The organism is Methylomonas rosea, assembly GCF_024505055.1.
Taxonomy (GTDB): Bacteria; Pseudomonadota; Gammaproteobacteria; order Methylococcales; family Methylomonadaceae; genus Methylomonas; species Methylomonas rosea.
Window position 1 is genome coordinate 1 of the sequence record NZ_JANIBL010000014.1, and the last position, 21,325, is coordinate 21,325.

Annotated in this window: 20 protein-coding genes; 14 read left to right on the forward strand and 6 right to left on the reverse strand. The window is 47.2% G+C overall.

The genetic code is table 11. The annotated features are described in order from the left end of the window. Positions 1–31: 31 nt before the first annotated feature. Positions 32–1,099, reverse strand: coding sequence for an OmpA family protein (locus tag NP589_RS06225; RefSeq protein ID WP_256606201.1), 1,068 nt, complete (start codon positions 1,097–1,099; stop codon positions 32–34). Positions 1,100–1,574: 475 nt separating this feature from the next. Here NP589_RS06225 and NP589_RS06230 point away from each other — a divergent pair, with 475 nt between their 5' ends. From NP589_RS06230 to NP589_RS06255, 6 genes are all read left to right on the forward strand, one after another. Beyond that, complete coding sequence (locus tag NP589_RS06230) at positions 1,575–2,153, forward strand: uracil-DNA glycosylase (protein WP_504137419.1); 579 nt, start codon at positions 1,575–1,577, stop codon at positions 2,151–2,153. Beyond that, positions 2,146–3,984 (forward strand): excinuclease ABC subunit UvrC, encoded by a 1,839-nt coding sequence (uvrC, locus tag NP589_RS06235; RefSeq protein ID WP_256606203.1) that lies wholly within the window; start codon positions 2,146–2,148, stop codon positions 3,982–3,984. The genes NP589_RS06230 and uvrC overlap by 8 nt, the downstream gene beginning before the upstream one ends. Further along, complete coding sequence (pgsA, locus tag NP589_RS06240) at positions 3,974–4,534, forward strand: CDP-diacylglycerol--glycerol-3-phosphate 3-phosphatidyltransferase (protein ID WP_020482416.1); 561 nt, start codon at positions 3,974–3,976, stop codon at positions 4,532–4,534. Before uvrC ends, pgsA begins: the two co-directional genes overlap by 11 nt. Before the next feature lie 63 nt (positions 4,535–4,597). Beyond that, positions 4,598–5,203 carry a TetR/AcrR family transcriptional regulator gene (locus tag NP589_RS06245; protein WP_064010493.1) on the forward strand — a complete coding sequence of 202 codons (606 nt, stop codon included), beginning with the start codon at positions 4,598–4,600 and terminating at the stop codon, positions 5,201–5,203. Between the two features lie 46 nt (positions 5,204–5,249). Next, positions 5,250–6,521, forward strand: a complete 1,272-nt coding sequence (tviB, locus tag NP589_RS06250; protein WP_256606204.1) for a Vi polysaccharide biosynthesis UDP-N-acetylglucosamine C-6 dehydrogenase TviB — start codon at positions 5,250–5,252, stop codon at positions 6,519–6,521. 3 nt (positions 6,522–6,524) lie between these two features. After that, positions 6,525–7,529, forward strand: coding sequence for an NAD-dependent epimerase (locus tag NP589_RS06255; RefSeq protein ID WP_256606205.1), 1,005 nt, complete (start codon positions 6,525–6,527; stop codon positions 7,527–7,529). A gap of 54 nt (positions 7,530–7,583) precedes the next feature. Here the strand turns inward: NP589_RS06255 and NP589_RS06260 are convergent, their stop codons facing one another. The 4 genes from NP589_RS06260 to NP589_RS06275 all read right to left on the reverse strand — a co-directional run bounded on the left by NP589_RS06260 (position 7,584) and on the right by NP589_RS06275 (position 12,917). Then, positions 7,584–9,659, reverse strand: a complete 2,076-nt coding sequence (locus NP589_RS06260; RefSeq protein ID WP_256606206.1) for a sulfatase family protein — start codon at positions 9,657–9,659, stop codon at positions 7,584–7,586. A gap of 6 nt (positions 9,660–9,665) precedes the next feature. Then, entirely contained in the window at positions 9,666–10,958 is a 1,293-nt protein-coding gene (locus NP589_RS06265; RefSeq protein WP_256606207.1) for a putative O-glycosylation ligase, exosortase A system-associated, read from the reverse strand. A 58-nt stretch (positions 10,959–11,016) separates the two neighbouring features. After that, positions 11,017–11,976, reverse strand: coding sequence for a glycosyltransferase (locus NP589_RS06270; protein WP_256606208.1), 960 nt, complete (start codon positions 11,974–11,976; stop codon positions 11,017–11,019). Positions 11,977–12,149: 173 nt separating this feature from the next. Further along, positions 12,150–12,917 carry a polysaccharide deacetylase family protein gene (locus NP589_RS06275; protein ID WP_256606209.1) on the reverse strand — a complete coding sequence of 256 codons (768 nt, stop codon included), beginning with the start codon at positions 12,915–12,917 and terminating at the stop codon, positions 12,150–12,152. Between the two features lie 251 nt (positions 12,918–13,168). Between NP589_RS06275 and NP589_RS06280 the strand changes: the two genes are divergently transcribed. The 6 genes from NP589_RS06280 (at position 13,169) to sufD (ending at position 19,004) form a co-directional block, all read left to right on the forward strand. After that, a complete protein-coding gene (locus tag NP589_RS06280; protein WP_064010646.1) occupies positions 13,169–13,618 on the forward strand; it encodes an SUF system Fe-S cluster assembly regulator in 450 nt (149 codons plus the stop codon). A gap of 14 nt (positions 13,619–13,632) precedes the next feature. Next, positions 13,633–15,081 (forward strand): Fe-S cluster assembly protein SufB, encoded by a 1,449-nt coding sequence (gene sufB, locus NP589_RS06285; RefSeq protein ID WP_256606210.1) that lies wholly within the window; start codon positions 13,633–13,635, stop codon positions 15,079–15,081. 914 nt (positions 15,082–15,995) lie between these two features. Further along, entirely contained in the window at positions 15,996–16,604 is a 609-nt protein-coding gene (locus NP589_RS06290; protein WP_256606211.1) for an FRG domain-containing protein, read from the forward strand. Positions 16,605–16,640: 36 nt separating this feature from the next. Next, positions 16,641–16,958 carry a hypothetical protein gene (locus NP589_RS06295; RefSeq protein WP_256606212.1) on the forward strand — a complete coding sequence of 106 codons (318 nt, stop codon included), beginning with the start codon at positions 16,641–16,643 and terminating at the stop codon, positions 16,956–16,958. 10 nt (positions 16,959–16,968) lie between these two features. Further along, entirely contained in the window at positions 16,969–17,718 is a 750-nt protein-coding gene (sufC, locus tag NP589_RS06300) for a Fe-S cluster assembly ATPase SufC (RefSeq protein WP_256606213.1), read from the forward strand. Further along, positions 17,715–19,004 carry a Fe-S cluster assembly protein SufD gene (gene sufD / locus NP589_RS06305; protein ID WP_256606214.1) on the forward strand — a complete coding sequence of 430 codons (1,290 nt, stop codon included), beginning with the start codon at positions 17,715–17,717 and terminating at the stop codon, positions 19,002–19,004. The genes sufC and sufD overlap by 4 nt, the downstream gene beginning before the upstream one ends. Here the strand turns inward: sufD and NP589_RS06310 are convergent. Then, positions 18,999–19,559, reverse strand: coding sequence for a Uma2 family endonuclease (locus NP589_RS06310; protein WP_256606215.1), 561 nt, complete (start codon positions 19,557–19,559; stop codon positions 18,999–19,001). The genes sufD and NP589_RS06310 overlap by 6 nt on opposite strands. A gap of 80 nt (positions 19,560–19,639) precedes the next feature. On the opposite strand from NP589_RS06310, the gene NP589_RS06315 reads away from it, so the two are divergent. Then, positions 19,640–20,863, forward strand: a complete 1,224-nt coding sequence (locus tag NP589_RS06315; RefSeq protein WP_256606216.1) for a cysteine desulfurase — start codon at positions 19,640–19,642, stop codon at positions 20,861–20,863. Further along, positions 20,863–21,315, forward strand: coding sequence for a Fe-S cluster assembly sulfur transfer protein SufU (gene sufU / locus NP589_RS06320; protein WP_256606217.1), 453 nt, complete (start codon positions 20,863–20,865; stop codon positions 21,313–21,315). Before NP589_RS06315 ends, sufU begins: the two co-directional genes overlap by 1 nt. Positions 21,316–21,325: the final 10 nt, after the last annotated feature.

Here is a 21,325-nt window from a genome sequence, read left to right on the forward strand (position 1 = left end):
GTTATGAATCAATCAGATTGATCAGGTCTTGTTATTTTTTCAAAGGTTGTTGCGCTTTGCCGTCAACTTCCAATTGCACGCGACGGTTATTGGCGCGGCCTTCTTCAGTTTCGTTGGTGTCAACAGGTTTGTCCCAGCTATATCCATGAGACGAGATATTGGGGTTGTGAGTACCTTTGGTAAGGTATTTCTTAACTGCCAATGCTCGGCGTTCTGACAAATCCATGTTGTGTTTGTAAGAACCGGTGTTGCTGGTGTGGCCTTGCACTTCAAACGCCATATCAGGGTACTGTTTGATGCGGTCAACGACTTTATCCAGTTTTGGGAAATACTGTGGTTTGATCACGTCTTTGTCGTTATCGAACTTAACTTCAACGATCCAGCAGCCGTAAATGCTGACTTCAACGCCCGGTAATGTAGTAGGACATTTATCAACGCAGTTATTTACACCGTCTTTGTCGTCATCCATTTTCGAGCAATCGAGTTTAGCCGGCATGGGTGCTGGAGGTGGAGGAGTCGGCTCGGCTTTAGCAACCACAGCTTTAGGTTTCTCGCCGAATGGAATCACGAAACCCAGATTGACCGTCATGTCATGAAACTCTTCGGTGCCAGGTTGCAGTTTTGCGTTGAAATTGTTGTTGTAGCGGTAGCGTACGTCGCTGCGGATCAAGAAATTATCGTGAAGTTCATAGGTAAAACCCGCACCCGCTTCGCCGATGAAACCCGCGCCGCTGTCGCCATTGTGCGTAGAGTTTATGCCGCCGACGCCGATCACTGCATAAGGCGAGAAAGTGTCTCTAAACAAGAAATATTGTGCATCTACCGTGCCGCCGGTCAAATCCCAGTTGCCGTTAGCTTTGGCGCCTTCCAGGTTTTGGTATAAACCTCTGACCTCGATGTTCAAATGTTCGTTGATGATCTTGCCCAAGCCCAGGCCTCCACCCCAACCGCTATGTGCGCTGCGATCACCGCCTGGCTGCACGAAAGTGCCGAATGGTGCTGCATACCATCTGTCGTCAAGGAACTCGTCGGCTTGTGCCGTCGACAGGGAACCGAGCGTCGTTATCGTGGCTATTGCCAGTAAACTTTTCTTCAACATAAAGACTCCTTCATTACTTGTGAAAAATTGATGATTCGTTGCTTTTTGGGAACGAACTAATAAGGTCGGAAATTAAAAATAGGCTTTAAAAAACAAAGATAATTGCAAATTTTGTTAGGTATGTTGTGAAAATACCACAATTCCTTCAAACAGCAAACATTTAGGTTCATCCGGCGTTGGTGTTTGTGGTATTCCAATCCAGCTATTTCTGAAATTTGTTTATTTAGAATTGGAAAATCGGGGCTAAGAGTGCTTGATGCTAACCGGGCCCTTCAATTCCTGGCGGCGGTCATTCCGTCGAACGCGGGAGCAGCGATAGTGATGGGCGGGAACAATTACGAACCTGAGCGACGCAAGAAATCTTGGGCTCAGGTAAAATTCCGATAATTTCAGCGTCTATTGTTATATGTCTAATTCATCCTATTTCAAGCAAGACTGCAAGGCATGCCCGCGGTTAAGTGAATTTCTTTGCGAAGTGAAGGCGAAATATCCCGCTTATCACGCCTTGCCGGTGCCACCGTTCGGCGATCCGGAAGCGCGCTTGCTGGTTGTTGGCTTGGCGCCGGGTATGCACGGCGCAAACGCCACCGGCAGACCTTTTACCGGCGACTATGCCGGCTTGTTGCTGTATCAGGCTTTGTACGATTTCGGTTATAGCAATCAATTGGAATCGACAAATTTGGCTGATGGTTTACAGCTTAGCAATTGCCGGATTACCAATGCCGTGAAATGTTTGCCGCCACAAAACAAACCGACAGGCGACGAGATTAAACAATGCAATCCTTATCTGGCTGCGGAAATTAAAACCCTGCCGAAACATTCGGTGATATTGGCCTTGGGCAATATAGCCCATCAGGCGGTGTTGCGCGTTTACGGCCTGAAAAGCGGTGAGGCAAAATTTGCTCATCATGTTAGTTTTGCATTGCCGGACGGCAACACTTTGGTCAGTTCTTACCATTGCAGCCGCTATAACGTGCAGACCAAGCGCCTGAGCATGGAGATGCTGGCGGCGGTGTTTGTAACCATTCAAAACTTGCTGTCTGCCCGTGACTGAAACTCAGCCTGTCGACTTTGACGCCAAAACCTTTCTGAAGACGCTAACCCAGCGTCCCGGCATTTATAAGATGTTGGATGAGAAGGGCGAGATCATTTACATCGGCAAAGCCAAGAATCTGAAGAACCGGGTTTCCAGCTATTTCAGAAGTCAGAACGCCTCGCCCAAACAGCAGGCCATGGTAGCCAAGGTCGCCGGGATTGAAGTAACCGTTACTCACACGGAGGGTGAAGCCTTACTGCTGGAAAGTCAGCAGATCAAACGCCACAAGCCACGCTACAACATCAGTTTGCGGGACGATAAATCCTATCCCTATGTCTTCATATCCAGCTTTCACGATTTTCCGCAACTGACTTTTCATCGCGGGGCCAAGAAGCGCCGTGGCAAATATTTCGGGCCATATCCCAGCGCCAGCGCGGTAAAGGAAACCTTGAAGTTATTGCAAAAAATTTTCCCGGTGCGGCAGTGTGAAGATTCCTACTACAGCGCTCGCTCCCGGCCTTGTTTGCAGCATCAGATTGAGCGATGCACCGCGCCTTGCGTTGGGCTGATTAGCAAAGAGCAATATGCTAGTGATGTGGAAAATACCATTTTATTTTTAGAGGGACAGGGCGGTTTGTTGATCGATCGCTTGGTCGGCAAAATGGAAGCCGCCGCCGCCCAGCTGGAGTTCGAGCAGGCTGCCGCTTATCGCGATCAAATCGCCCGTTTGCGCGCAGTTTTGGAAAAACATTGTGTGGAAGGTGAAAAAGGCGATGTGGATATCGTGGCTTGTGCGGCAAAAAGCGGCGCGGCTTGTGTACAGGTGTTTTTTATCCGCAATGGCCAACATTTGGGCAACCGGCAGTTTTTTCCAAAAATCGGCGATGAAAATCAGCCCGAGGAAATATTGCAGGCTTTCATCGCCCAATATTATTTGGATAAAACACTACCTCATGAATTGATCGTCAGTCATGCCTTGCCGGAATCGGCTTTGGTGGCCGAGGTGTTGGCCGAACAGGCTAAGCATGCGGTAGCGATTGCCAATAATGTGCGCGGTGAGCGGATGAAATGGCTGCAAATGGCGATGACCAATGCCGACAGTGCGCTTAACGCTAGGCTGGCTGATCGGCAGGGTTTACAGGGGCGCTTTATCAGTTTGCAGCAAGAGCTGGGCTGCGAAACCACGCCAAGCCGATTGGAGTGTTTCGATATTAGTCATACCCAAGGCGAACAGACTGTGGCGTCTTGCGTGGTGTTCGATAGAGAAGGGCCGGTGAAATCGGATTATAGGCGCTTTAATATCGAAGGGATTACCGCCGGCGATGACTATGCGGCGATTCATCAGGCGGTTTTTAGACGCTTTAGCCGCTTGAAGAATGGCGAGCATCCAGCACCGGACATCCTTTTAATAGACGGCGGCAAAGGCCAAGTCGCTGAGGCGGAAAAGGCTTTGGCTGAATTGGAGATAAACGATGTTATGATAGTCGGCGTCGCCAAGGGCCCTGATCGCAAAGCCGGAATGGAGAAAATTATTCTGGTCGGTAATCGGCAACCCCTGGACGTGACACCGGGTGCTGCGGCCCTGTTATTGATTCAACAGATACGCGATGAAGCCCATCGTTTTGCGATAACCGGACACAGACAGCGACGCGGTAAGGTTAACAAACAATCGGTACTGGAAGATATTGCCGGACTGGGGCCGAAAAGAAGACAGGTTTTGCTGAAACAGTTTGGCGGGTTACAGGGTGTGTCCAGCGCGGGTGTGGATGCTTTAGCCAGTATAGATGGCATTAGCCGACAATTAGCGCAGCGAATTTACGATACATTTCACCATCAAGATGGCCATTAGATTCACCATTCCGACCTATTTAACCCTGTTACGGATCGCCCTCATTCCTTTGTTGGCCGTTGTGTTTTATTTGCCTTGGCAATATTCCAATCTGGCTTGCACTGCGATATTTTTGGTTGCCGGTTTCACCGATTGGCTGGACGGTTATCTGGCCAGAAAAATGAATATGCAAACTGCGTTCGGCGCCTTCCTGGATCCGGTGGCTGACAAATTGATGGTGGCGTTTGTGCTGGTATTGGTCGTGCAAGCGCAGGGCAATCCTTATCTTGCGGTGCCGGCGGCTATCATTATCGGTAGGGAAATTGCGATTGCGTCGCTGCGAGAATGGATGGCCGAAATCGGCCAGCGAGCCAAAGTCAAGGTTTCGCAGTTGGGAAAATGGAAAACCACGGCGCAAATGACGGCAGTCAGTTTGTTGCTTTATCGGGATGATTTATTAGGCCTGCCTATCAATACCATGGGTTACTGGTTGTTATACTTGTCGGCGATTTTAACCTTATGGTCTATGGTTAATTATCTGGTCGCGGCGTTCTCCACCATCAACGAATAATAAAAGCAGTATTGATACTGCCACAACAGAGAGTAAACAGCAGGTAAAGCTGTATATAAGAGCATGGAACAAGAATTAGAACTAGAAAATAAACCGAATAAAACTATCAGTCAGGATGAAGTGTTGCAGGCCGCTTTAAAGCTGTTTGCCAAGAAGGGATATTTCAATACCTCATTAACCGATATCAAAGATGCGGCCGGTATAACAACTAGTACCGGCATTAGTCAGCATTTCAAAACCAAGCAAGCCATTGCGCAAGCCTTATACGAAAATATTCTGGATAGTCTGAGCATATCGATTGACGATATTCGCCGCCGGAATCGTAAAGCTGCCGAGCAATTGCGGGAAATAGTCGATTTACTATTCAAATTAACCGACGACGCCCCGGAAATTGTCGAGTTTTTGTTATTTGTAAAGAGCGAAGAGTTTTTGGCGGAACCTAAGCCCTTGCTGGAAACACCTGCGTTTACCAAAATAAAGCGGATTTTTCAGAACGGCGTCAAAGACGGCGAGATGAAGGCGCTGGATCCGTTATTGGCCTACACTTATTTCTTCGGCATTATCAATCATACCTTGGCGATGGTGTTGAGCGGCAACTTGCCGAAAACGGCGGAAAGTTATCAGGCGCAAGCCTGGCTGACGGCATGGGGCTGTATAGTTAAAAAGTAATTCAATGTCATCAAAACTCAGAGCGGGGCGGAGGAGGATTTACTAGATGTTAGATAACATTAAAATCGGCATGATTGGGCTTGGTTACGTGGGGTTGCCGCTAGCCGTCGAGTTTGGGCGAAAATACCAAACCGTAGGTTTCGATATTAATCAGCACCGTATTCAGGAATTACGGGCAGGCCGCGACCATACCCTGGAGGTTAGTGAAGAAGAGCTAGCCGAAGCCAAATTGTTAACGTATAGCGCCGATTTACAAGATATAGCCGATTGTTCGGTTTATATAGTCACAGTCCCCACACCAATCAATGAACACAAACAACCGGATTTGACGCCGCTGCAAAAAGCCAGCGATTTACTGGGTAAGGTTATCAAAGCCGGTGACATCGTCATTTACGAATCCACTGTTTACCCTGGCGCAACCGAAGAAGTTTGCGTACCGATTCTGGAAAAAGTGTCCGGTTTGACGTTCAATCGGGATTTTTACGTCGGTTACAGCCCGGAACGTATCAATCCTGGCGACAAGCAACACCGCGTCACTAATATTCTGAAAGTTACCTCGGGTTCTACGCCTGAAATAGCCGAAAAAGTAGATGCGTTATATAAAAGTATCATTACTGCCGGTACGCATAAAGCCAGAAGTATCAAGGTCGCCGAGGCTGCCAAGGTTATTGAAAACACCCAGCGCGACGTCAACATTGCTTTGATCAACGAACTGGCCTTGATTTTCAACAAACTGGGAATAGATACAGAGGAAGTTTTGTTGGCCGCAGGCACTAAATGGAATTTCCTGCCGTTTCGCCCTGGCTTGGTCGGTGGACACTGTATCGGTGTGGATCCTTACTATTTAACCCATAAAGCCCAAGCTATCGGCTACAACCCGGAAGTTATCCTCTCCGGCCGCCGTATCAATGATGGTATGGGTGTATACGTCGTATCCCAGTTAGTCAAGTTGTTACTGAAAAAACGTGTGCATGTGCAAGAAGCTAATGTGTTGATCATGGGCTTGACCTTCAAGGAAAACTGCCCGGACATTCGTAATACCCGTGTGGTGGACATCGTCGCTGAGTTGAAGACTTATGGCGTCAATGTCGAGGTTTACGATCCCTGGGTTAACGCCGAGGAAGCGAAACACGAGTACGGTATTACGCCAGTGGTTAAGCCGGTAGCGGGAAAATACGATGCAATCATTCTCGCTGTGGCTCATGATCAATTCAAAAAAATGGCAATTTCGGACATCAGAGCCCTAGGCACGCCGCAGGCCATTGTGTATGACCTCAAATACTTGTTTCCTACGGATCAAACAGACGCAAGGCTCTAAAAAATGAAGATTATGGTGACCGGCACCGCCGGTTTTATAGGCAACCATTTGGCATTGAGATTATTAGAGCGTGGTGACGAAGTCATTGGTGTGGACAATCTCAACGACTATTACGATGTTAACCTGAAACTGAGTCGCTTAGATCGGATCAAGGATTTTGCCGGCTATACCGATGTACGGCTGGATATTGCCGATAGAGCCGGCATGGATGCGCTATTCAAAAAGCACCAACCGCAAAAAGTAGTCAATCTGGCGGCTCAGGCCGGTGTGCGTTACTCCATTGAGAATCCGCACGCCTACATCGATAGTAACATCGTCGGTTTCATCAATATCTTGGAGGGCTGCCGGCATAATCAGGTTGAACATCTGGTGTATGCCTCCAGTAGTTCCGTATATGGCGCGAACGAATCGATGCCGTTTTCCGTGCACGACAATGTCGATCATCCGTTGAGCTTGTATGCGGCGTCAAAAAAAGCCAATGAACTGATGGCGCACACCTATAGCAATCTATATCAGTTGCCCACCACGGGTTTGCGCTTCTTTACCGTCTATGGTCCTTGGGGTCGCCCCGACATGGCTTTGTTTTTGTTTACCAAGGCTATTTTGAACGGCGAGAAAATCAATGTATTCAACTACGGTAAACATCGGCGCGACTTTACTTATATAGATGACATTGTTGAGGGCGTGATTCGTACTATGGATCATAACGCCTCGCCGAATCCAGACTGGAGTGGGGCGAAGCCTGATCCCGGCACCAGCAGGGCGCCTTGGCGGGTCTATAACATTGGTAACCAGAATCCTGTGGAATTGTTATCTTATATCGAAACCTTGGAACGCTTTCTGGGTAAAACTGCGGAGAAAAATCTTTTGCCGTTACAGCCTGGCGACGTTCCCGATACATTCGCCGATGTAGAGGCCTTGGTGGCGGATGTTGGGTATAAACCAAGTACTACTATTGAGCAGGGTATTGAACGGTTTGTTGCTTGGTATCTTGAGTACTATCAGTGAATAATTTTTGATAGTCGGGTTGCACAGTTTTAAACTATGCAACAGCTTTTTATATTAATGATTAGATTTAAACAATGGGTCACTTTCAATGTGGCTATCCAATAGCTTTTTAAGCGCGGCAAATATATCGGGATGAGACTCTATGACATCCAGATATGGGTCGTTTTCCAAATCATAAAGCTGATAAACAGGCTTTGTATAAGTCGCTATATATATTAGTTTCCACTTTTCGTTTTGTATGGAGCGGCTCTTCGCTCGGATAACCGTAGGATAATGTTTTTCATTGACTACCAGGGTCCCGGATTTTTTGTCTGGAATATCGAGTAATTCAACAATATTGGGATATAAAATTTGGTCGGGATGTAAACCGGGTATCTTTCCCAGCCAAATGCCTGTTTCTTGAAAGGCAAAAAGCTCCGGCGATTTCTGCGCTTTCACATAGGGGATCAAATTAACGCCGTCCAGATTTGTTGGAATAGGTATATTCAACAAATCTAACAAAGTTGGCATTACGTCTATGGAGCGGGTAGTCGGCTTAAAGTTTACACCAATAGGTACGCCAGGACCTTTTATCACCAATGGAATTCTGCCGCTAGGGTCGTCCCCCACCAATGTGTTGCCTTGTCCCCAGCATCCAGTTTCAAAAAAATCCGCACCATGATCGCTATATATAATTACGATGGTATTATCGGATAGATTGGACTTTTCAATATAATCAATTATTTTTCCAACTTCATCATCGAACTGTTTGACGCAGCTGTCGTATAAATTAATGATTTGCGGGATGTCGAAAAAATCCGAGCTTTTTTCCTGTTTTTTGATAATTTCTTCCGCCGATGCGAGTCTGGTCATAATAAACCGCGACTCACCTTTATAGTCTGTTGGGGTAAATAGGTTGTAATAGGGATACTCCGAATTAAACGGAACGTGAGTAGCCGAAGTGAACAAATTGATAAAAAAGGGCTGCGAGTTTTTCGCCGAACTGGCAATTAGTTGGCGGCATTCGCGGCCCAAGCTTCCGGTCAAGGGTACGCCAGCCAGATAATAGAACTCGGGTAAGAAGCGTTTTCCTAATGCATTATTGGTGAATAGGGATAATACGTTTCTGATTAAAGACGGGCCTTGCCTTAGTAAAAGTTTTATATTCCATTGATCTTCAGCGACGGAGATTTCCTTAAAGTTAAAACTTAATTTTGCAAAATCCGCTCCGCACCAATCGGAGATGGATGCCGTCAAGTAACCTTGCTCGTTCAATATGTCGATTAAAGAGGGTTGCGGCAATTTACAGTCGGCCAGCGATGGATAATTATCCCGAATTTTATGGTTATGAGGCCATAGCCCGGTAAATAGAGATGCAATACTTGGCGCGGTTCTAGCGACAGGGGTAATGCATTTATAGAGTCGTAAGCCGTTCGCGCTTAATTTATCAATGTTGGGGGTAAGGTTTCTGTGATAGTTACTGCCGCCCAGTCTGTCATGGCGCAATGTATCGGAACCTATCATAATTACGTTGGGTTTTGTTTGGGTCACGGCTTTAGCGATAGCCGGTTCGTTACTAATCGTCGCGTAATATATGTAAGCATATAAAACAGCCAAGGCTAATACATAGATCACTAGTGGCGTATTATTTTCTTCGATAGCGAAAAACAGGGCAATTGCGGATGTTATAGACAGCAATAAAATTAAAGAAAATTTTATGCCGGTTATTAGTGCGGGGGATAATATCTTCCATATAACAAACAATCTGGAAAATCTATACTGGAAAGATAGTTGAATGGTGCCCGGCGTATATAGGAGTTGATGTAAAAAAAAGTAAGTTGTAATTAAGGTGGTTGATATTAGGCAGCTGATTAAGCCTGTGACGAAGTCAAAATGCACCAATCCGGTAAATTTTGATAACGAATAAGCTGCAACAGAGCCGGGTAAAGATGTTAGAAAAAATATGGCAAATAACCATAAAGCTAATCTGGAGAGAGCGAAAACCACATAGTATCCAAATTTTTTTTCAATTTCTTTTTGGATGCCGGGTCCAGTGCGGGAATAATTATGTAAGGTTAGAAAAATTAGCGTAATAGTGCAAAGTAATGCAGCAACGGAAGAGCCGTAGAGAGACACCAGTATTTTTTCCATCTCTATTTATTCGATTGGATTAATGCGATTGGTGATAAGGTTGTTGTTTTTTGAGTTCTTTTTGTACTGCTGTTCATTTATTCGTGCTTTTTCTGAAAACTCTTGCAATGCGAATTTTTTAATTAACATGGATATGAATACTAAATGATAAATCAAATCCCAGTAAGATAAACCGAGGAAAGCGGTCCCAACCATATAGCAAATTATCGAAGTTCTGATCATCAGGCTGTAGTGGCGCACCCACTCCATGCCTTCTACTTGCTTAGCCTGTCTAGATAAACTGGTTAAGCCGAAAACACTACCCAGTATTAAAGAAATCCATAACCCGAATGCGATAAAGCCATGTTCCGCAAGCATTTCCACATAGGAACTGTGCCAGTCCCGCATGGTGACATATATCCAGCCATCGAATCCTGCGCCAGTGAATGGGTGGCTAAGCGCATAGTTCCAGCCATCTGTCCATGCCTCAATTCGTGACATGGCGGATAAATCTTCCTCATACGTTTCCAGGGTGTGCATACGTCCGAACCATTCTTCAGGTAAATAGGGAATGACGAAAAACGTGCCGCCGATTACCAATGGGATCATCATGTGTTTACGCTTGCTGTTTGAGATCAGCGTAAACGTCAGGGCAATCATGGTGAGTAGCGCACCTCGAGACCATGATGATAAGGAGGCTGCATAGATAACAGGGATAGATAGTAATATTCCCTTTTTTAGCCAGTTCTTCCGTAATTCTTTTTCCCAAATCAATAGAAGGGGAATTGCAATAAGCATCGCGACGGCAAATAAATTGTTATCTTCGAATTGCGTGCTAGGTGGTCCGTAAACGCGATGACCGAAGCCGGTTAATATGGCGAATATACCGCCTTTAACCGCAACTACGCCGATGGATGCGCCTATGGTGGAAATCAAATAATAAAGTTTTTCTCTGGTATTGATCAGAACCCATGTGAAATAGAACGGTACGAATATTTTAGAGACAAACAAAAATTTGCTCCAAGAAACGTCCTGCAACGGTGCTTGAGTTGTGGTAAATATGAAATAGAACCAAAGCGTTATAAAAGTAGAAATTCGCCAATCTTTAGGGATGGGCTGTTTATCTTTAGTGTTGAATGTGCTGACAACAACTACCAAGAATAACACGTAGTAAACCGGTAGCGAACGTACTGCTCCCCAGGCATAGGCGTGCGGATTCAAATAGCTGAATATCGCTAACGATAGCACCCCCCACCACGGCTTTTTTATCGCGGCAACTATGCAGCATAACAGGAAAATAAGAACAACTATGTCGCGCACGGAGTTTAATTTAGTAGGTTAGATTGCATTCAATTAAGCTTTTAAATATTGGCTTAATTTAATTATTTATTAATGTTTTATTTTTCCAACGTGAAAAACAGCCACATATTTGCCCGAGAGAATAACTGACATTCATTGCTTGGCGTAGGCTATGTTTTGCAGTGCATGCCAATACAAGCCATTGCCAGTATTGGCGGATAATTTGCGAGATTAAGAATGGCGGTATGCCCAGATAGGTGCGGTGATAAACGGGAAAATCATTAACTGCGCCACGATAGCCGGCCAGAAAATGCACTTCTAGAAAATATTGCCGCCGGAGTCGCCATGGTTCGACGGCATGAAGTATTGCCATATCCGGTCGGTAACGTATCCGGCGTCTTTGCTGGAGCAGGGCATTAAACATCATCACGTCTTCGCCTCCTCCTATGGTTTTACCTTTGCGGTCATACCGTCGATCAAAGCGTAATGCCGGATCGTTTCGGAATATCGCCACATTATATGCAATGTTGCCGGCCCAAACCGGTGTGCTACTGTCTTCTATCCAAAAAGCTTGTTTGCCGTGATCCAGCGCACCTAGAAACCCCAATAATTCGTCGTCAAGCCATTCTGGACGCTTATGGTCTGTAAAGTCTATATCGATTCGTCCACCAACACATTCTGCGCCTTCGCTAAGGCATGCGTGTACAACTGTTTCCAAGAGTCCGCTTAGTGGTAGTTCGTCGTCGTCAATAAACACCAGAATGTCTGAATCGATTGCCTCTTGTATAGCTCTGTTACGCGCTGCGACTATGCCTTGGTTGGGCTCATGCACCCAGCGAAGCGTTGGGCCGGGCAGTTGCTGAAGTTGCTTCAATACATCGCTTGTCGTGTCGCTACTATTGTTATCGACAGCAAGAATTTCAAATGGAATTGGGCAAGATTGTACGCGCATCGCCGAGACCAGATTCTCCAGTCTTTTCGCGCGGTTGTAAGTGCAAAAAGCGAACGTGAGCTTTTTAGAGGCATTTTCCAGGCTCATTTTCGATATCTAAACGCAGAGAGTGGTGAAGAGTTGCCGGGCAAAGTCATGTTCTTAGGGTTCTAGGTGTTGGGGCTAGGCGCAAAAAATTTTGAATTCTAGTGGGCACGAATATCTGTAGCCTAATCACTGCTGATTCATAACATAGCCAAAATCCGCATTGGCATGTTCAATCAAATGCTATGAATTAGTTTATCCCAAACACGGTTCGCGTAGTAGCGAGTCATTTTTTTCCATGATACGTCGTTATCCGCAAAGTTTAATTTGCGGGCTAGTGTGCTGACGCTGTCACCGGAAAATATGGCAATACGTCTGATCATATATGGGTTTGGTTCGCTGTCGAACCAGCCGGGACGGGTTGTGCAGGCCATGCGATAACCGGTTTGTTCGGCTACGCTAACCGAATCGGCATTAAATCTGCCAAATGGATAAGCCAGGCTGCTGACTTGGGTGGATAACAAATCTTCCAGTACGGCTTTGGCTTTTGAGAGTTCTAATTGTTGTTGATCGGCGCTGAGTGCGGAAAGGTCGGGATGCGAGCAGGTGTGTGAAGCGATTTCCATTCCGGCGGTATGCATTTCAAGCAAGCGTTCCCCAGTTAACATCCGTGTTTGTGTCGATGGTTTGCCTAGCCAATGCGCATGACTACCAATGCAATCGGTCGCGATAAACCAAGTTGCCTTCATCCCGAGTCCCATTAGCGGTAAAAAAGCCCCCGAATAATTGTCTTCGTAACCATCATCAAAAGTAATGACCACACTTTTTTCAGGTAGCGTTTTGACATTTTGTAGGTCTTTGAACAAAACCGTTGTCCAGCCTTCTTGCTGTAAATACCGCAAATGTTTAGCAAATAAGTTAGCGCTTAACGAGTAATGAGACTCCGGCTGAGCGTTGGGCGTACCGTGATACATCAAAACAATGGGGCTGCGAGTTTGGGTCATGGCTATTATTTAATGAGGCTGGATGTCATTTTTACCCGAAGAAGTGTATTGCAAAAAACCAAGAATTTCAGGGAAAAGTTCTGCAAGGATATTTTGTTGCTGACGGTGTGTTCGATAAATTTGCAGAAGTGCTTGTCAGTCTGGCTGCGTAAGACGCCTGTTGCGGTGGATGAAGTGCAAAATTTAATAACCAAGCTATTTACTCGGGATTTAAATAAGACTAAAATAGTCCTAAATGAAAAGAGAGTGTAATGTTACGGCTAAGTAAGTTAACGGACTACGCAACGGTGATCTTGAGCTATATGGCCAAGGACAGGAGTCGCGTACACGGCGCTCTGGAAATCGCCGAGGCGACGGGCATTGCTCAGCCTACGGTCAGCAAAATATTGAAGATATTACTCAAGGCCGGCGTGTTGAGTTCCATGCGGGGTGCCAAAGGCGGTTATGCGTTGGCGAGAGATCCTGGCCGGATTACCGTAGCAACCGTGATTAGTGCTCTGGAAGGGCCGATTGCGCTGACCGAATGCACGGCTTCTCATAAAGGCTGCGATCAAGCCAGCGGTTGCCGGATTCAAGGCAATTGGCACTTGATCAACCAGAAGATCGCCAATGCGCTCGAATCAGTGACCTTAGCCGATCTGATTTTGCCGTTTAAGCCGCCGGAAGAAGTCTCCATTCCGGTTAACCAGTTGTTTCGCTAATTATTGAAAAGATTATGTCTACAAGCGCACAAGAAATCGAACATCTCATCAGTCAGGAATACAAACAAGGCTTTGTGACCGAACTGGAAGTCGATACGTTTCCGCCAGGCTTGGACGAAGACGTGATTCGCCGGCTATCCAAAGTCAAAAACGAGCCGGAGTTTATGCTGGAGTATCGGTTGAAAGCCTTCCGGCATTGGCAGACCATGCCGTCGCCGGACTGGGCGCAACTGAAAATTGATCCGATCGATTACCAAGCTATCAGTTACTACTCGGCGCCAAAATCAAAAAAAGCTGGCCCGAAAAGCCTGGATGAAGTCGATCCGGAATTGCTGGATACTTATAAAAAGCTGGGCATCCCGCTCGACGAACAAGAGCGCTTGGCCGGAATCGCCGTCGATGCCGTGTTCGACAGCGTGTCGGTAGCAACCACTTTTAAAGGCAAATTGAAAGATGCCGGGGTGATTTTCTGCCCGATCTCCGAAGCCTTGCATGAGCATCCGGAATTAGTGAAGCAATACTTAGGTAGCGTCGTGCCGACTGGAGATAACTTCTTCGCCGCGCTGAATGCCGCGGTGTTTACCGATGGTTCTTTTGTCTACATCCCCAAAGGCGTGCGCTGCCCGATGGAGTTGTCGACCTATTTTCGGATCAACGCTGCCAACACCGGTCAATTTGAAAGAACCCTGATCATCGCCGACGAAGGCTCGCATGTCTCCTACTTAGAAGGCTGCACCGCGCCAATGCGCGACGAAAACCAGTTGCATGCGGCGGTGGTAGAACTGGTGGCCTTAGACAATGCCCAGATCAAATATTCCACTGTGCAAAACTGGTATCCGGGCGACAAAGAAGGTAAGGGCGGTATTTATAATTTCGTCACCAAGCGTGCCGAATGCCGTGGCCACAATTCCAAAGTGTCCTGGACCCAAGTCGAAACCGGTTCGGCGATTACCTGGAAATACCCAAGTTGCGTGTTGCTGGGTGACGATTCGGTGGGCGAGTTTTATTCAGTGGCCTTGACCAACAACCTGCAACAAGCCGACACCGGCACTAAGATGATCCACATCGGCAAAAATACCCGTAGCACCATCGTGTCCAAGGGTATTTCCGCCGGCAAGGCGCAAAACACTTATCGCGGCTTGGTAAAAGTCGCCAAATCGGCCGAAAACGCCCGTAACCATACCCAGTGCGATTCGCTGTTGGTTGGGGATAAATGCGGCGCGCATACTTTTCCGTATGTGGAAGTGAAGCAGCCGACCGCGCAGATTGAGCATGAAGCGACAACTTCCAAGATCAGTGAAGATCAATTGTTCTTTTGCCAGCAGCGTGGTTTGTCTGCGGAAGATGCGGTATCGATGATTGTGAATGGGTTTTGTAAGGAAGTGTTTAAGGAATTGCCCATGGAGTTTGCGGTTGAGGCGCAGGCGTTGTTGGGGATTAGTTTGGAAGGGGCGGTTGGTTAAAAGGGTTTTTGTGGTTTTGTAGGTTGGGTTAGGCGATAGCCGTAACCCAACGCGGCGGCCATTTCATTGTTAAGTATGTTTGTTGATGAAGTGTCGCTATCGCGACGGGTTGTTTTAAAGTCGGGTCTCGGCCCGACGGCCGAGATACTTTCTTTTGCTTGGCCAAAAGAAAGTATCCAAAGAAAAGGCCACCCGGAATTCCGCCTTAATCCTGCGCTTTACGAAAACCATCCATGGTTTTCGCCCTGCGGGCCAGCCTATCGGCTGTTCAAATTTGCTCCAGGCAAATTTGTCGCTTTTGGCGAGGGTTTTCGGAAGGGCCATCCTTGGCCCTCCGAAAACGAGCGGCATCCCTGCCGCTCCCCTGCGGGCCGATCTCGCCAAAAGCTGCGATGCTCGGGGCGGAATAACGGGACCAACCCCGTCGCGAGATTGAAGATAAGTAACAGATTTAAAAACTAAATGTAGGTTGGGTTAGGCATTAGCCGTAACCCAACACGTTGGCTTCGAATTGTTGGGTTACGCTCTATCGAGCTAACCCAACCTACGTAATTAATGAGTTTTAACAGTTGGGAATGTTTTTTGAGGCTGATGGTTTTGGCCCCGTATGCCGAGCCGAGCACCGGAGCTTTTGGACGGATTAGCCCGCAGGGGTGCGGCATGGGTGCCGCACGTTGCCGAAGGGGCAGGAAGCCCCTTTCGGCAACCCCGTTCAAAAGCGAGGAGCGCAGGGAATATGCGGCATCCGGGGGTCTTTTCTTTTGGATACTTTTCTTTGGACAAGCAAAGAAAAGTATCTCGCCTGTCGGTGCGAGAACCGACGTTTAAAAAGGGCTTCGCGTTAGCGAAACTTTAATGACTAACTAATTTTATACTGAGTTTCGAATTGCTTTATTCAGCTTACGGCCCTAAACATGAAAGAATGTGAGTATGAAATTAATTGTATCTCTGACGTAGTTTCTGTAATAAAAGAGAATAAAAATTTTTGCAATATTTATGGTGATATATGGTTTCGTGGGCAGCCAGATTATAGTCATGAATTAACACCAACTATTTTTAGAAAAGACGGTGGCAAAGATTGTTTTTATGACGAAGCTCAAATGATTGATGAGTTCATTAGAAGGCATCCAGAACACTCCAAGAAGCATGTAAGCGTTTTTGAGTGGCTTACACTCATGCAGCATTACGGACTGCCGACGAGATTGCTTGATTGGTCAACTAATTTGCTTGTGGCTTTATATTTTTGTTGCAATAAAGATAACGATAAGGATGGAGCGGTTTTTTCATTTAACCCGAATTCCGTTTTTTCTACTACACACTATTTTTACTCATGCATGGAAGCTTTGGTTCTTGCTAAAAATGTAAGTTTGTTTTATCAGGATCTAGTAGAAGTGGCGTCGAAAAGTTTTGGTAATTATACAAAGATTAATGGTGCGTCTATCACGGAGTGGAAAGCTGATTATTCTCATTTTAACAATGTTGTTAATGGTCAACATGAACTTAAATCATTTATGGAAGTTTAGCCTATGCCGTGTATAAAAGGGGTAGCTCATTCGAATATGGAAGGTTTATTTTCTAAAGTATTTAGGTTTAAGCCATCATATTTAAACAACAGAATAAGGCAGCAACATGGTTGTTTTACTCTGCATGGAGGTAAGTATTTTTTTAATGTTGAAAGCAAAAGACCAGAGCTATTTGTTAAGACTAATAAAATGGAAGAGTGCGAACCTTCCTTGTTAAAGATAAAAATTAAACGTGAACATAAGGAAAAACTGATTGAAGAGCTGGCTTTGTTTGGTATATCTGAGGCTGTATTATTTCCAGAAATGGAGTATCAGTCTAAGCAAATAAAAGAACAGTTTAAACGTATATTTTAGGTAATTAATCATGCTCAGCATAAAAAATCTCCACGTAACCATCAACGACAAACCCATATTAAAAGGCCTAACCCTGGACATAAACCCAGGCGAAGTTCACGCTATCATGGGCCCCAACGGCGCCGGCAAGAGTACTTTGTCGCATGTGTTGTCCGGTAAAGCCGGTTACACGGTCACCGAAGGCAGTGTGATGTATAACGGCAAAGACTTGCTGGAACTGGCCCCGGAAATCCGCGCCCGCGAAGGTGTTTTCCTGGCGTTTCAATATCCGGTGGAAATTCCCGGTGTCAGCAATATCTATCTTTTGAAAGCCGCTCTGAATGCGATGCGCAAGCATCAAGGTCTGCCGGAAGTGGATGCGATGGATTTTCTGACGATTGTGAAAAGCAAGGTCAAATTGTTGCAGATGGACGAGAAGTTTTTGTACCGCGCGGTTAACGAAGGTTTTTCTGGTGGCGAGAAAAAGCGTAACGAGATTTTGCAGGCAGCGATCTTGGAACCGAAACTGTGTATCCTCGATGAAACGGATTCCGGTTTGGATATCGATGCTTTGCGTATCGTCTCCGAAGGTGTCAATTCCTTGCGTAACGCCGAGCGCTCGTTCTTGATGATCACCCACTACCAACGCTTACTGGACTACATCAAGCCGGACGTGGTGCACGTGCTGGCCGATGGCAAGATTGTTAAATCCGGTGGACCGGAACTGGCATTGGAGTTGGAAGAACGTGGTTATAGCTGGCTGGAAGGGCAAGCGGCATGAGCGGCGCAGCATATTTAACAGACTATTCCGGCTTGGCGGCGAGTTTGCCGGGGCTGGACTTGCCTTGGTTGCAAGGCTTTAGACAGCAGGCTTTGCAGGTGTTTGGTGTCAGCGGTTTTCCTGGCAATCGCGAGGAAGAGTGGCGGTATACCAATCTGTCGGCACTGAATAAAACCCTGTTTGCCCCCAGCGCTAGCCAGACAGTTGATGAGGATTGGTTAAACCAATACCGCTTGGACGATGCCTCGAGTGTGGTGTTGGTCAACGGCCAGTTTTCCGCGTCTCTGTCGCGCCTGCAAGACTTGTCAGGCCAGGTATCTGTTTCCAGTCTGAAACAAGCTTTGCAAGACCGTCCAGCCTGGCTGGAAAGCCGTTTGGGACAAGCTGTGACCAGTGCCGAACATAATTTGGTGGCGTTCAATAATGCCTGGTTTGCCGACGGTGTAGTGATCGAAGCGGCGGCTAACCAGCAATTGGCCAAGCCCTTGCAGATTCTGCACGTGGTTACCCAAACCGACGCGCTGTCAGCAACCCGGAATTTAGTGGTCCTGAATGAGCAAGCCGAAGCGGAAGTGATCGAAACTTTTGTCGGCAGCGTCGATAGCTATTTCACCGCCTCGGTCAATGAATGTTTGTTGGGCAATAATGCGGGATTGACGTTGTATAAAGTGCAGCTTGAAGCGGAAAAAGCTCAGCATTTTGGTGGTACTTACGTGAAGCAGGGCCGTGATAGTCGCTTTAACCATCACAATTTTGCGTTGGGCAGTGGCTTGGCGCGCAGCGATATTCACAGTGATTTGGATACGGCGGCGGAATGCTCGTTGAACGGTTTGTTTGTGGCGAGCAAGCGCCAACACATCGACAATCACACCCGTATCAACCATCTAAAACCGCATGGCATCAGTCGCGAATTTTACAAAGGTGTGCTGGATAACAAGGCGCGCGGGGTGTTTCAAGGCCGGGTGGTCGTGGCGGAGGATGCACAGCGCACCGATTCAGAAATGAATAACCGCAACCTGCTGTTATCGGCAGATGCCGAAGTGGACACCAAACCGCAGTTGGAGATTTATGCCGATGATGTGAAATGTTCGCACGGTGTCACGGTGGGGCAGTTGGAGGAAAAATCGGTGTTTTATCTGCAATCGCGCGGTCTTGATGAAGAGGCGGCCAGAAACATTCTGACGTTTGCGTTTGCCAATGAGATGGTGGATAAAGTCGAGAACGCCGAATTAAAGGCCTTGCTGCTGAAAGAGTTGTTGGAGCGGTTTCCGGCGATCAGTTTATAAGATCGAAGCGACTGAAACTTGAAGCTCTGGTAAGGCCGCTAAATTAAGGCTATCGGCTTTTGTTAGCACGGATTTATCCAGATAGTCGCCGTCTTGGGGTTGTCGATACACTTCCAGGCAATTATCGATCAGGTTGACGATCCAGTATTCTGGGATGTTGTGGCTGGCGTACAAACGCAGTTTTTGCTGGCGGTCAAAGCGCAGGGTGCTATCGGAAACCTCGACCAGTAAAATAACATCCGCGGCGTCGGGGTGACGCGAGCTATAGAAACTGGGCTCTGGACGTAACAATAGGAAATCGGGCTGTGGTTCGGAAAGATCACCAAGTTGTACCGGATTTTGTACGCTGGGAATTGCTTGACCGTGAGTAAGTAAAGTAAGAAAACTGTTGAGCCGGTTAACATGCCCAGCATGATTAAATCCTATTGGTGCCATATGCAGTATCTCTCCTTCAATCAGTTCTAAGTGGCTTTCGGGCGGAAAAATTCCGGCCTCGCCCATGCGATGCCACTCGGCTATGTCGGTGAGGTGTTTTTGCGGAAAGACGGCGACCATAGTTTTTATCCATTAGCGAATCGACTTTCTCGATTCTAGTGTTTAGTAATAACGAAATCAATTAAACCAATTAGTTAACGATGAGTATATTTCCAGTAGAACAAATCCGCGCCGATTTTCCTATCCTCGGCGAAACCATTCGTAACAAGCCTTTGGTTTATTTGGATAACGCCGCCAGCTGTCAGAAGCCGCAAGCGGTGATCGACAGTATTGTGCATACCTACAGCCACGAATACGCCAATATCCATCGTGGCGTCCACACTTTAAGCGTCCGGGCTACGGACAAATTTGAAGGCGCTCGGGAAAAGGTCAGGGCGTTTATCAATGCCACCAATACCAAAGAAATTATCTTCGTGCGCGGTGCCACCGAAGCGATTAATCTGGTGGCGCAGAGTTACGGTAAATCGCAACTGCAAGCCGGCGATGAAATTGTCATCAGTGCGATGGAGCATCACGCCAATATCGTGCCGTGGCAAATGCTCTGTCAGCAGATTGGCGCGGTATTGCGTGTGGCACCGATGAATCAACAGGGTGAATTACTGTTCGGCGCGTTTGAGCAATTGCTGAACGACAAAACCAAGCTGGTGGCCATCACCCAAATGTCCAACGCCTTGGGTACGATCAACCCTGTGGAAAAAATTATCGCCGCGGCCCACGCTAAAGGCATTCCGGTATTACTGGACGGCGCGCAGGCGATTCCGCATATGGCGGTGGACGTGCAAGCCCTGGATTGCGACTTTTACGTGTTCTCCGGTCACAAGCTTTATGGGCCATCGGGCACCGGTGTGCTGTATGGCAAGCAGGCATTGTTGGAAGCCATGCCGCCCTATCAAGGCGGCGGCGATATGATTCGGCAAGTGACGTTCGCAAAAACCGAATACGCCGGCCTGCCGCATAAGTTCGAAGCCGGCACCCCGGCTATTGCTGAAATCATTGGTTTGGGCGCGGCCATCGATTACGTCACTGCCATCGGCATGGATAATATCGCCGCTTACGAAGCCGAGTTGCTGGATTACGCCACCCAGCAAGCCGAGCAGATCAAAGGCCTCAACATCATCGGGCAAGCGGCACATAAGGGCGGCATTTTGTCCTTCACACTCGATCGTATTCATCCGCACGATATCGGCACCATGCTGGATAGTTTGGGTATCGCAATTCGGGCTGGCCACCACTGCGCGATGCCGGTGATGGACTTTTACGGCGTACCCGCCACGGCGCGGGCTTCATTTGCCATGTACAATACCCGCCAAGAAATCGATGTGTTGATGCAAGGCATCAAATCCCTAATAGAGGTGTTCGGCTAATGTTTGAAGATTTACGCGATCTATACCAAGAGGTTATATTCGATCACAACCGCAATCCCCGCAATTTTCGGGTGATGGACAATGCCAATCGACAGGTGGAAGGCTTTAATCCCTTGTGCGGCGATAGGCTGACTTTGTTTTTGAAAATTGATGATCACGTCATCAGCGATGCCAGTTTCCAAGGCTCCGGTTGCGCCATTTCGACGGCGTCGGTGTCATTAATGACTGAAATCGTCAAAGGTAAAACGGAAGCTGAGGCCGATACCTTGTTCAAGCAGTTTCATGAAATGACCACCGGCAAAACCGAAGATATTAATCTGGAAGCGATTGGTAAATTGGCGGTTTTAGCGGGCGTGCGCGAGTATCCGGCGCGAGTGAAATGTGCCACGCTGGCTTGGCATACTTTAGATGCTGCCTTAAAAAACGAAGCCCAGTCGATTTCCACCGAGTAAGTTATCGCGC

Bases quoted from the DNA above. Each gene is read 5' to 3' on its own strand.
- NP589_RS06225 (WP_256606201.1), bottom strand. From the start codon at position 1,099: ATGTTGAAGAAAAGTTTACTGGCAATAGCCACGATAACGACGCTCGGT.
- pgsA (WP_020482416.1), top strand. From the start codon at position 3,974: ATGGCCATTAGATTCACCATTCCGACCTATTTAACCCTGTTACGGATC.
- NP589_RS06245 (WP_064010493.1), top strand. From the start codon at position 4,598: ATGGAACAAGAATTAGAACTAGAAAATAAACCGAATAAAACTATCAGT.
- tviB (WP_256606204.1), top strand. From the start codon at position 5,250: ATGTTAGATAACATTAAAATCGGCATGATTGGGCTTGGTTACGTGGGG.
- NP589_RS06255 (WP_256606205.1), top strand. From the start codon at position 6,525: ATGAAGATTATGGTGACCGGCACCGCCGGTTTTATAGGCAACCATTTG.
- NP589_RS06260 (WP_256606206.1), bottom strand. From the start codon at position 9,659: ATGGAAAAAATACTGGTGTCTCTCTACGGCTCTTCCGTTGCTGCATTA.
- NP589_RS06270 (WP_256606208.1), bottom strand. From the start codon at position 11,976: ATGAGCCTGGAAAATGCCTCTAAAAAGCTCACGTTCGCTTTTTGCACT.
- NP589_RS06275 (WP_256606209.1), bottom strand. From the start codon at position 12,917: ATGACCCAAACTCGCAGCCCCATTGTTTTGATGTATCACGGTACGCCC.
- NP589_RS06280 (WP_064010646.1), top strand. From the start codon at position 13,169: ATGTTACGGCTAAGTAAGTTAACGGACTACGCAACGGTGATCTTGAGC.
- sufB (WP_256606210.1), top strand. From the start codon at position 13,633: ATGTCTACAAGCGCACAAGAAATCGAACATCTCATCAGTCAGGAATAC.
- NP589_RS06290 (WP_256606211.1), top strand. From the start codon at position 15,996: ATGAAAGAATGTGAGTATGAAATTAATTGTATCTCTGACGTAGTTTCT.
- NP589_RS06295 (WP_256606212.1), top strand. From the start codon at position 16,641: ATGGAAGGTTTATTTTCTAAAGTATTTAGGTTTAAGCCATCATATTTA.
- sufC (WP_256606213.1), top strand. From the start codon at position 16,969: ATGCTCAGCATAAAAAATCTCCACGTAACCATCAACGACAAACCCATA.
- sufD (WP_256606214.1), top strand. From the start codon at position 17,715: ATGAGCGGCGCAGCATATTTAACAGACTATTCCGGCTTGGCGGCGAGT.
- NP589_RS06310 (WP_256606215.1), bottom strand. From the start codon at position 19,559: ATGGTCGCCGTCTTTCCGCAAAAACACCTCACCGACATAGCCGAGTGG.
- NP589_RS06315 (WP_256606216.1), top strand. From the start codon at position 19,640: ATGAGTATATTTCCAGTAGAACAAATCCGCGCCGATTTTCCTATCCTC.
- sufU (WP_256606217.1), top strand. From the start codon at position 20,863: ATGTTTGAAGATTTACGCGATCTATACCAAGAGGTTATATTCGATCAC.